This is a genomic window from Streptomyces sp. NPDC088116 (genome assembly GCF_044741745.1).
GTDB lineage: Bacteria > Actinomycetota > Actinomycetes > Streptomycetales > Streptomycetaceae > Streptomyces.
Window position 1 is genome coordinate 22,746 of sequence record NZ_JBIUTF010000001.1, and the last position, 11,420, is coordinate 34,165.

Below are 11,420 nucleotides of genomic sequence, written 5' to 3' on the forward strand. Positions count from 1 at the left end.
TGGTGGACGGTGGCTCAGGCCATGCCGAGAATGGCGCTCTTGCCCGAAGAGCTGTCGTCCATCTTCCGGAAGGACTGGATGCGCTCCTCCTCCTGCTGGGTGAAGCCGCCGGCGCTCATCCGCATGATCTCCTCGAGCTTGACCAGCTCCACGCGCATGTTGCGAAGGCGCAGGTTCAAGTCGCTCTGAACGCGGTTGAACTCGTTGCTGGCCGCACCCTTCCAGCCCGCCTGGATAGTGTCCACCACTCCGTTGAGGGAGGTGATACGCCTCTGAAGCTCGTCGTGGAAGCCCTGGATCTTTCCAGCGAGACCAACCTGATCATCACTGGTTACATTCAGGTCTGTGTTCGACATCTTGCTCCTTCTTCCTGTCGTGCAGCGTCTGCGTCCCGGGGGACGCGATGGACGGGAAGCATCTGGATGCCGCCCCCGTGTGGGTCCACTCCCATGGTCCCGCTTGTCACTTTAGCCAGTTGGTACGACAGTTCCAACTGCAAAGTCAGCTGGGGAGACTTGATTCACGAGCCTCCCGGCGGACTGCCTTGCGCCGGTTGTCCCGGATGACCGTCGCCGTACCAGCGACAACCGCGACCAGTACTCCCGCGATACCCAGAGCGTAGGTGGCATAGCGCTCCGAGCGCTCCTGCGGAGTCTCGGACATCGCCAGATGCGCGGGCTCGGGAGCCGGCGCTCTGGGCGGGCCCGGGTCGGGGCGCGGGGACTCGGGCGGGGTGCCGTCCTCGCTGAGGGCGCGGACCGGGTCGATCACGCCCCAGCCGACGTAGTTGTCACGGCCGTTGATGCTGCGCTCGGCGGTCTGCTCGATCTGGGCGACGATCTGGTGTGCTTTCCAGGTGGGGTGTTTGGCGCGCAGCAGCGCGGCGACCCCGGCGACGTACGGGGCGGAGAAGCTGGTGCCGTCGTCGGAGCACTGGCCGTTGCCGGGAACGGTGGAGACCATGTCCACGCCCGGGGCGGCCACCCCGACGAACGTCCCGGCCTGGGAGAAGGCGGCGCGTTCGTTGTTCCGGTCGGAGGAGGCGACGGCGAGGACGCCCTCGAAGGCGGCCGGATAGGTGTTCTTCAGCTTGCCGTCCATGCCGTCGTTGCCGGCGGAGGCGACGACGACGATCTGCCGGTCGAGCGCCCGCCGCACAGCCTGGCCCAGGTCGGAGTCCGGTGCCAGGGGCTTCGTCGTGTCCTGGGAGATGTTGATGACGTCGGCGCGCTCGGCGATCGCGTGATCGATCCCGTCGGCCATCGTCCTGTCGTTGCCGCTGTTCTTCTCGTCGTTCTGCCGGATCGGAATGATCGTGGCCTCGGGGGCGATCCCCACGAATCCGGTGCCGGCGCGCGGGCGCGCGGCGATGATCCCGGCGACCTTGGTTCCGTGGCCGACCCTGTCGTCGGTGCCGTCGGCGGGCTTGCCCTTCTCCATCTTCTTGGTCAGGATCTCGGTCCCGGCGGAGGTGTCGACCGCCCCCTTGAGCTGGGGGTTGGCGTTGTCGACCCCGGTGTCGATGACGGCGACACGTACGCCCTTGCCCTTGGTGTCCTGCCACAACTCGTCGAACAGCACACGCTGAAGGGCCCACGGGATGCCCGCTATCTGTTTCTCCATGGGGAAGGTGCACTCGCCGCTGCCGTCCGTCACCAGGGCCGGGACGGGCGACCGGCGCGGCTCGTGGGCGTACGCGGCCGGGGGCAGGGCCGTGAGGGCGGTCAGAGCTGTCGCACAGGCCAGCAGAGTGGTTCCACGGGTCGCGGACCTGCGGGTGATGGCTTTACGGGTCACGGACTTGACGCTCGGCATCATCGCGCTCCCCTACGAACCCTGGGGCTGGCGGGCGCCGTTGGTGTCGAGCCGGGGGCCCTTGGACAGGAACTCCGACCAGGCGATCGGGATCACGCGAGGCGTGACCTTCTCGTAGCCGAGCCGTATCTGTGCGGCGCTGGGCTCGGGACGGCCGTCCTGCTGCTTCTCCTGGTCGCCGGTACCGATGTCCGAACGGGCCGTGTCGCTGTCGCCGTTGGTCTGGACCGCGTACCGCAGTCCGGTGTCCGTGACCAGGAAGAGCGATCCGTCGGGCCTGGACTGATTGCCCTGGACCTGGGTGTAGAGCAGTCCGCTGCCGGGTGTGACATACGTGCTCGTACCGCCGGCGGTGATGTCAGCGGGGTAGGTCGTGCCGGCCCAGGTGGACAGGGTCGTACGGCCCTTGTCGTCGACCTTGCGCAGCACGCTGCACACCGTGTCCCGGGCGCCTTCGCCCTCGATGGCGTTGATCTGGAGCGGCTTCTCCTCGGGCCAGTCGGTCGTCCCGTTGAAGGCGTCCGTCTCGGGCGCGAACGACTGCGCGTCCACCGTGGTCGCTTCGCCCTCCATGTTCAGGACGTCGGTCTGCGGGGAGTTGATCAGCAGCCAGGCGGTGAAGTCCGACACCGGCTGGACCTTGCCCCGCAGGACGACGTAGTGCTGCGGTCCCGATCCCGTCTGGGCGCGCAGGACCATGCCGACGCGGTCCTGCTCCGGGGCGAGGCCGCCGCCGACACCCGCGTCCTCGCCGACCGTGCCGGGGACCGCCGGGAAGTCGACGGGGTCGCCGGTGTGCAGAGTGGCCAGCCAGTCGTCGGTGACCGACTGCGGCTCGGTCTTGACCAGCGCCCGGGTCAGGTTGTCGCTCGACGTGTCGGGCAGCTGGTACTTCTTGCCGTCCGCGTCGACCAGGAAACGGTCGCCCTTCTGGCCCTTGACGTACAGCATGTGGCCACCGGTCAGCCGCTGCTTCCCGTCCGTCTTGGAGAAGTCGCGGTCGGCGAGGACGAAGGCGGCCTTCTGGACGCTGCTGCCCTTGCCTCCGCCCGGCTGCTCGCAGACGGCCCACCGCTTGAACGTGCCGGCGTCCTTGTCGGCGGGCAGCCGGTCGGGAGCGTAGGGAATGCCGAGGATCGGGCCGCGCGGAGGCTTGCCCGCGTCGAGGATCTTGTCCGGGACCTGAATGACCTTGCCCTGCTGCGGAGTCAGCAGCAGCCGGGCGGAGGCGAGGTTCAGCACCGGGTGGAGAAGGGTCTCCTTCTTCTTGCCCTTGCCGGAGGACAGCACGACATAGCGGGTGGTGGAGTCCTTGGCCACGATGACGTTGGTGTTCGGCTTGGCCCACTCCTTGGGCGCGGTGGGCTTGAACATGCCCCAGGCGCCGAAGCCGGCCAGAATGATCGCGCCGACGATCAGACTCGGAACGACCGCGCGCAACGGTCTGGGCGCCCCCTCCTCCGTGCCCGTGGGCGAGGGTTGAAGGAAAGCCGCCACCGTGCGCTTCTTCGCGAAGGTGTACGCGTTGAGCTCATCCCGCCGTGATGCCATGAGTCCCCATCGGTGAAAAAAGGCTCGGTCTCCCCCCAGGGGCAGGGCAGGGTCGTGGCGACCCCCGGGCCCTGCCGACTGTCGGACCGGCCCCCTACTATGCCTGTAGGTCGGGTGCGTTTGTGGGGCGGGTAGGGTGATCCAGCTGCCAAAGCCCTGGCCGGCCAGGGTGATCGGGACAAACTGGGGGGTTCTCCATCATGGCATCCGCGACGCAGACGCGGCCCGCCGCGGCCGCGCCGTCCTCCGCTGCCTCCCGGGCTCCGGCGGCACCCGGACTCACGGCACGCCCAGGGCACTTCGGGCCGTTCCAGATGCAACAACTCGTACTGATCGAGGTCGCCGCGGCTCTGCTGCTGGTGGCATGGGTGATCGACCCGCTGATGCTCGTCCCGGCCGGGATCCTCGCCGCGCTGCTGGTGCTGCTGGCCGTGCTGCGCAGACACCGGCGCTCGCTGCCCGAGTGGCTCTCCAGCCTCCTCGCTCTGCGCGCACGCGTGCGCAGAGCGGCCTCGCTGACGCTTCCCGCCGGTACGGAACCGGGCCTCGCGCCCGTCGTCGAATGCGATCCGGCCTTGCGTACGTACGCGTACAGCGACCGTGACCGGCGCCCGGTCGGGATGATCGGCGACGGTACGTTCCTGACGGCGGTGCTCCAGGTCGAGTCGGAGGGCACGGCGCTGCGTCCCGACCGCTCCACCCGGCCGCTGCCCCTCACGCTCGTACGGGACGCGCTCGACGTGGACGGCATCCGGCTGGAGTCGGCGCAGATCGTGCAGCACACCCAGCCCGCGCCCGCCCCGCACCTGCCGCAGCAGTCGGTGGCCGCGCGCAACTACGCGCCGCTCCAGGCGCAGACCGGGTCGCCCGCCCTCAGGATCACCTGGATCGCGCTCAAGCTCGACCCGGAGCTCTGTCCGGAGGCGGTGGCGGCGCGGGGCGACGGCCTGCTGGGAGCCCAGAAGTGTGTGGTGCGGGCGGCGGACCAGCTGGCGAGCCGGCTGACCGGTGCCGGTTTCCGTACGACGGTCCTGACCGAGGAGGAGCTGACGGCGGCCGTCGCGATCTCGTCCTGCGCCAACCCGATGGCGATCGCCCAGGCGGGACGGGCGGAGACGCAGCACCGGCGCACCAAGGAGACCTCGCGCACCTGGCGCATCGACGACCGCAGGCACACGACGTACTGGGTGGGCCGCTGGCCGCAGTTGGGCGGCGGCGGGGCCTCGATGCCGCAGCTGATAGCGCTGCTGACGTCGATCCCGGCCCTCGCCACCACCTTCAGCCTCACCCTGGGACGCGGCGACCGGCAGGGGGTGACGGTCAGCGGACACGTCCGGATCACGGGGCGCAGCGACGAGGAGCTGGTGACCGCCCGCCATGAACTGGAGCGCGCGGCCCGCGGGGTGAAGACCGGGCTGGTGCGCCTGGACCGCGAACAGGTGCCCGCGATGCTCGCCACTCTGCCGCTCGGGGGTACCCGCTGATGTCCGTACCGACCTCGCACGCCGCCACGCCCGGAGCACCGGTGCAGGGCGGCATGCCACCGGCCACCGGTACGCCGGTGCCCTCGCGTTCGTCCGCGCCCGCGTCCTCGCCGTCCTCCTCGTCGGCGGCGCCGGTCATGAGCGGCGGCAAGCCGCGGATCGGCTTCGGGCTGCGCGGGCCGCGGCGCGAACGCCACTCCCTGTCGGCGGACCAGTTGGAAGCGCTCACACTGCCGGTCGGTGACGACGGCGTGGTGATCGGTGTCGACGCCGGCAACAAACCCGCCGTGCTCGGCATCAACCGGCCCACGCCGTACGACATCACGCTGATCGGCGGCCTGTGGACGGCCCAGGTGCTGGCGCTGCGCGCGGCGGCCACGGGAGCCCGGATCGCCGTCGAGACGGGCCGGGCCCAGGCATGGACCGCGCTCGCGCAGACGGCGGGCGGCGGCCAGCCGTGCGTCACGCTGCACGATGTGGGACGGGTGCCGCCGCAGGGCGCCTCGGCCGGCAGTCCGGTGGTCGTGGTGCGGGACTGCGGAATGCGGCCGCCGCGCGGGCGTGTGGTGTCGGCTCCCTGGCAGTCGGTGATGACGCTGCTGCCGTATCTCAGTCCGGTGGCGCCGCGGTTGATGGAGAAGTCGGGGCTCGTCGGCATCCAGCGGGTGTCGCCCGACGAGGCTCTCCAGATCGGCCGGATCATGAATCTGCCGCAGGCCGAGACCGAGGCGCTGTCCACGCTGTCCGACGGGGTCACCCTGTGGTGCACCGCGCGGGACCGGCAGTTCGTGATGACCCAGGCGACGGACTCCGAGACCGGATTGTTGGGTAGCGCACGCCGGATGGACTGACACCGGACCGACGGGCCGCGCGCGCCCGTCCTGTGTGGATTCTGGCAGGATCTCGTAGCGAGATATGCGGATTTGACCACTCCGCACCCGCACGCTCCGCACTGTCCCGTGCACATGGGGACGGGATGTGTCCTACGGGCGGGCTGTTGACGGACCGTCCCGCCCTGACGTACCCGCGCCGTTGGCGATTAGGGTGGGTGTGGGCGCGGAAGCACAGACCTGCGGGCAAGCTGACCGCGTCGTCAAGGGAAGAGCCGGGCGGACCGGACGTACAGATTCGGTCGCCCCCACCCACCACGGCACAAGGGTGCTCGACCACACCAGGAGGCAAAGTGAACGGCGATCGGGACGAGAACCGCGGAGGCTGGAACCGGCCGCCCGCGGACGATCAGTCCGACGCGGAGCCCGAGATGACGGGTGAGTTCACCATCGACTACACCCCGCCCGCCTGGTACACGCAGAACGCGCCGGGGGACTCGTCCGGTGGTGGTACGCCGGTGCCACCGGCCTTCACGAACGCTCCCCCACCGCCGAACGGCGCGCCTGTCGCCGTGCCGGGTCTGCCCGCGGGCAGTGGTTACGAACCGAACTGGGCGCCTGCGCAGTCCACTCCCCCGTCGTCGTCCGATCAGGCCGACCCGGCCGCTCACGCGCCTCAGGCCCCTCAGGCCGCGCAGACACCTCAAGCTCCTCAGTCGCCTCACCCCGCTCAGGCGCCGGAGACGTATCAGATGGCGCCGCCGGCCGCTCCGGCTCCTTCCCCGGCTCCGCCGGTCACCGGGACCTCGGACACCACGTCCGCAGGACCGCGGCCGTTCGGTGGCGGCGATGTGGAGAGCGGAGCGACCATGCGGTTCTCCCCCGCCGAGCTCAAGCGGGAGATCGAGGAGCGCGAGGCGGCGACGAACAGCGGGACGGGGACAGAGACAACCGGCACCGGTGGCTCCGGCGAGAGCGGGAGCGGCGCCGGCGCGGCGGCGCACGGCACGGGGACCCCGTCCGCACCGCTGCCCCTGTCGACGGACGGCGCGGCGGTGGCCGAGCCGCCCGCGTCCGCCGAACCCGCCCCGTCCGCCGAGCCCGTGACACCCGTCACGTCCGCCGACGGTACGGACACGGACACCGCCGCGGGTGCGGGTACGGCTGAGGACGAGGCACCCGTCACACCGGAGCCCGAGGCCGGTCCGGTCTCCGAGGCCGACGGTCCCGACCGGGCCGAGGACGCCGAAGCCGTCCCGGGCTCGACCGCGACGGTGCGGGGCGACGACGAAGGCGAGGGCGACGAAGCCGCTGCGGGGGCCCCGTCCGACTCCGTACCCGTACAACCGGCCCCGGACGCCGTGCCCCAGGGCAGCACGCCCCAGGACTCCGGGCCCGCCGAGGAGTCCCAGGACGCCGCCCCGGCCCCCGCGCCGGCGCAGCCCTGGTCGCCTCAGCCGCCCGCGCCCCAGAGCCCCGGTCCCGGCTCCGCGCTGCCTCCGTTGCCACCCGCCTACCAGCCGGTCGCGCCGACGCCCGCGCCGCAGTGGCCCGTACAGGCACAGGGGGACGCCGAGCAGTCCGCTCCCCCTCAGGGCGACCCCCAGGCCCAGCCGCCGGTCCAGCACCAGCCGACGCCGCCGAACGCGCCTCAGTCGCCTCAGGCACCTCAGGCACCGAACACCTGGCCGCCGCAGGGCGGCTACGGCTTCCCGCAGCAGCAGGGGCCGCCGCACCAGCAGGGCCCCTCGGCGGGTCCCCTGCCGCCTGTCGCCCCCGGGCCGGGCGCGTCCGCCACACCCCCGGGTTACGGCTTCCCGCACCAGCAGCAGGGCCCCGGCGGGCAGCCGCCCGCCCCTCAGAGCGGTTACGGCTTCCCGCAGCAGGCGCAGCCCGGTCCGTACACACCGGCGCCTCAGCCGCCCGCCCAGCAGGGCGGTTACGGCTTCCCGCAGCAGCAGGGGCTCCAGAACCACCAGGCGCAGCCGGGCCGGCAGGGCCCCGACGCGGCCGCCCCGCTGCCTCCGCAGGCGCCCCATCAGCCCGGTCCCGCCTCCCCCGGTCTCCCCGCGCAGCAGGGCCAGCAGGGGCATCAGCCCCCGCAGGCTCCCCACGCGCCGCAGTCCCCGCAGCAGCCGGGGCCCGCGGGCCCGCCCACGGATCCCCGCACCGGTGCCGCCTGGCCCTCCGCCGTCTCGCACGACCAGCGCGAGCGTTCCGTTCCGGGTGCCCCGCTCGGTTACACGGCCGCCGTGGAGCTGTCCTCCGACCGTCTGCTGCGCAACAACAAGCAGAAGGCCAAGAGCAGCCGCGAGCCGAAGGGCAGCGCGCGCTTCAAGATCGGTGGAAAGGCCGCCGAGGCCGAGCGCCTGCGCAAGCTCGAACTGATCCGTACGCCGGTGCTCTCCTGCTACCGGATCGCGGTCATCAGCCTCAAGGGCGGTGTCGGCAAGACCACGACGACCACCGCGCTGGGGTCCACGCTGGCCACCGAACGTCAGGACAAGATCCTCGCGATCGACGCCAACCCGGACGCCGGTACGCTCGGCCGCCGTGTGCGGCGCGAGACCGGGGCGACCATCCGGGACCTGGTCCAGGCGATCCCGTATCTGCACAGCTACATGGACATCCGCCGGTTCACCTCGCAGGCGCCGTCCGGGCTGGAGATCATCGCCAACGACGTGGACCCGGCCGTCTCCACCTCGTTCAACGACGAGGACTACCGGCGGGCGATCGAGGTCCTGGGCAAGCAGTACCCGATCATCCTCACGGACTCGGGCACCGGCCTGCTCTACAGCGCGATGCGCGGAGTGCTGGACCTCGCCGATCAGCTGATCATCATCTCCACGCCCTCCGTGGACGGCGCGAGCAGTGCGTCGACCACGCTGGACTGGCTGTCCGCGCACGGATACGCCGATCTGGTGCAGCGGTCCCTCACGGTCATCTCCGGGGTCCGCGAGACCGGCAAGATGATCAAGGTCGATGACATCGTGCACCACTTCGAGACCCGCTGCCGCGGAGTGGTCGTCGTACCGTTCGACGAACACCTCGCGGCCGGTGCCGAGGTGGACCTCGACATGATGCGCCCCAAGACACGCGAGGCGTATTTCAACCTGTCCGCGCTGGTGGCCGAGGACTTCGTACGCGCCCAGCAGGCACAGGGGCTGTGGACCGCGGACGGCCAGCAGCAGCCGCCGCACCTCGCGCCGCCGATGCCCGGCCCCGGCCAGCAGCCGGCGCAGGGTCAGCCGCCGTACGGACAACAGCCGTACGGGCAGCCGGGGCAGGGACAGCCGTACCCGCCCCAGCAGCACCAGCCCGGACATCCACAGCAGTACCCGCACCCCGGACACCCGCAGCAGCCCGGTCCGTACCCCTACCCGCCGCAGCAGGCCGGGCCGGGGGCGCACCCCGGACTCCAACAGGGCTGGCAGCAGTCGCCGCCGTCCCAGGCGCAGTCCCCCGCGAGCCCGGCCGGCCCGCCGCCGGGACAGACCGGCCAGGGCGGGTACCCCGGGCAGCCGGGGCCGTACGGTCAGCAGCCAGCGCCGGGGGCGCAGCCGGACCGGCCCGATTCGCAAGGTTCTGTCCCACCCCCCGGATGGCCGCAGCAGCAGCCCCCACCAGCACCGCCAGCGCCTCAGCAGTAGGGCATCAGAGGTAGAGACCAATGAGGGGCCGCACCGTCTTCACGGTGCGGCCCCTCAGCGCATTCCCGCAGACCACAAGCGGTTTGACAACCGTTGACTCGTCCGGCGCGCGCTGATAAACCTTCGCTTCACCGGTTCGTGAATCAGTGTCAACCTGGCTTCTCCGTGCGAGTGATAACACGAGGTCACCGTCCCATGGTCGAAAGAGTCTTCCCGCGCACTCCGAGCCCCCGCCGACAGGCCGCCCGGCAACGCCCTCGCCTCCGGCTGCTCCTGGCCTCCGGAGCCGCCTCCGCCGCGCTCGTGGCGGGAACCGTGGTCCCGCTCGGTCCGCTGCTCCCCGCCCCCCAGGAGGCCCAGGCCGCCGTGGGCAAGGCCGCCGACGGCAAGAGGGTCCTCACCGTCGCGGTCAGCCAGAGCATCGACTCGCTCAGCCCGTTCCTGGCGCAGTCATTGGTCAGTACCAGTGTCCACCGGCTGGCGTACGAATACCTGACCAATTACGACCCCAAGGACGCGCACGCGATCCCCGGCCTCGCCACCGCGTGGAAGCCGTCCCCGGACAAGCTCACCTGGACCTTCACCATCCGCGAGGACTCCACCTGGTCGGACGGCCGGAGGGCGACGGCCGCGGACGCCGCCTGGACCTTCAACAAGATGATGACGGACCCGAACGCCGCCACCGCCAACGGCAGCTTCACCGCCAACTTCAAGAAGGTCACCGCGCCGGACCCGCAGACGCTGGTCGTCGAGCTGAAGAAGCCTCAGGCCACCATGACCGCCCTCGATGTGCCGATCGTGCCCCGGCACATCTGGGAGAAGGTCGGTGACTTCTCCACGTTCAACAACGACAAGAAGTTCCCGATCGTCGGCAACGGGCCGTTCGTCATCACGGACTTCAAGGTCGACCAGTACGTCAAGCTCAAGCCGAACAAGAGCTTCTGGCGTGGTGCGCCCAAGTTCGACGAGCTGGTCCTGAAGTACTACAAGGACGGGGACGCGGCCGTCGCGGCGCTCCAGAAGGGCGAGGTGTCCTTCGCCTCGAACCTCACCCCGGCCCAGGCCGCCGCGTTGAAGAACACCCCCGGCATCAAGGTCAACGACGCGCCGGGCCGGCGCTTCTACGCCCTCGCCCTCAACCCGGGCGCGCGGTCGAAGGACGGCAAGAAGTTCGGCAACGGCAATGCCGCGCTGAAGGACCCCGCCGTACGCAAGGCCCTCTTCCAGGCCGTCGACCGGAAGACCGTCATCGACAAGGTCTTCCAGGGACACGCCGTCGAGGGCCAGGGCTACATCCCGCCGCGTTTCGACTCGTACTTCTGGCAGCCCTCGGACACCCAGCGGATCGCGTACGACCCGGCCGGGGCGGCCCGGACGCTCGACCGGGCCGGCTACCGGAAGAACGGGGGCGGAAAACGCCTCGGCAAGGACGGCAAGCCGCTCGACCTCCGGATCCTCTGCCACGCCACCGACCCGAACGACAAGGCCGTCGGGAAGTACCTCCAGGAATGGTGGGGCAAGCTCGGTATCGGGCTGAAGGTCGAATGCCTCGACAACGTCTCCGATCCCTGGCTCGCTGGCGACTACGACCTGGCCTTCGACGGCTGGTCCGTCAACCCCGACCCCGACTTCGTCCTCTCCCTTCAAACGTGCGGTGCGCTGCCCGCGACACCCAAGGACACCGGCACCACCGACAACTTCATCTGCGACAAGAAGTACGACGACCTGTACGCGCGGCAGTCGCAGGAGTACGACACCGGCAAGCGCGCGGCACTCGTCAAGCGGATGGAATCGCGTCTCTACGACACCGGATACATGAATGTCATGGCCTATCCGAACGCGGTCGAGGCGTACCGTACCGACCAGATCAAGTCGATCACGACGATGCCGCAGGCCGCCGGCAACCTCTGGGGCCAGGACGGCTACTGGAGCTGGTGGTCCGCGGTGCCGGCCGACAGCGACGTCAGATCCGACAGTTCCTCCTCGACCGGTGTGGTGATCGGGATCGGGGCCGCCGTCGTGGTCGTCGCCGCACTCGGCCTCTTCGTCATGATGCGGCGCCGTTCCACCGCGGAAGACCGTGAATAACC

The 11,420-nt window shown here is 70.6% G+C and carries 7 protein-coding genes; 4 read left to right on the forward strand and 3 right to left on the reverse strand.

Annotation, left to right across the window (positions count from 1 at the left end; all coding sequences use genetic code 11):
• Window positions 1-14: 14 nt before the first annotated feature.
• From ACIOJD_RS00105 to eccB, 3 genes are all read right to left on the reverse strand, one after another.
• Window positions 15-356 (reverse strand): WXG100 family type VII secretion target, encoded by a 342-nt coding sequence (locus ACIOJD_RS00105; RefSeq protein ID WP_401907366.1) that lies wholly within the window; start codon window positions 354-356, stop codon window positions 15-17.
• Window positions 357-501: 145 nt separating this feature from the next.
• A complete protein-coding gene (gene mycP, locus ACIOJD_RS00110) occupies window positions 502-1,815 on the reverse strand; it encodes a type VII secretion-associated serine protease mycosin (RefSeq protein WP_401907367.1) in 1,314 nt (437 codons plus the stop codon).
• Between the two features lie 12 nt (window positions 1,816-1,827).
• Complete coding sequence (eccB, locus tag ACIOJD_RS00115) at window positions 1,828-3,366, reverse strand: type VII secretion protein EccB (RefSeq protein WP_401907369.1); 1,539 nt, start codon at window positions 3,364-3,366, stop codon at window positions 1,828-1,830.
• 200 nt (window positions 3,367-3,566) lie between these two features.
• On the opposite strand from eccB, the gene eccE reads away from it, so the two are divergent.
• From eccE to ACIOJD_RS00135, 4 genes are all read left to right on the forward strand, one after another.
• Window positions 3,567-4,850 carry a type VII secretion protein EccE gene (gene eccE / locus ACIOJD_RS00120; protein ID WP_401907370.1) on the forward strand — a complete coding sequence of 428 codons (1,284 nt, stop codon included), beginning with the start codon at window positions 3,567-3,569 and terminating at the stop codon, window positions 4,848-4,850.
• Window positions 4,851-4,987: 137 nt separating this feature from the next.
• The gene (locus ACIOJD_RS00125) at window positions 4,988-5,701 is read left to right on the forward strand and encodes a hypothetical protein (RefSeq protein WP_401908811.1); all 714 of its coding nucleotides are present in this window, start codon (window positions 4,988-4,990) and stop codon (window positions 5,699-5,701) included.
• A 332-nt stretch (window positions 5,702-6,033) separates the two neighbouring features.
• Entirely contained in the window at window positions 6,034-9,330 is a 3,297-nt protein-coding gene (locus ACIOJD_RS00130; RefSeq protein ID WP_401907372.1) for an SCO5717 family growth-regulating ATPase, read from the forward strand.
• 195 nt (window positions 9,331-9,525) lie between these two features.
• Window positions 9,526-11,418 (forward strand): ABC transporter substrate-binding protein, encoded by a 1,893-nt coding sequence (locus tag ACIOJD_RS00135; protein ID WP_401907374.1) that lies wholly within the window; start codon window positions 9,526-9,528, stop codon window positions 11,416-11,418.
• Window positions 11,419-11,420: the final 2 nt, after the last annotated feature.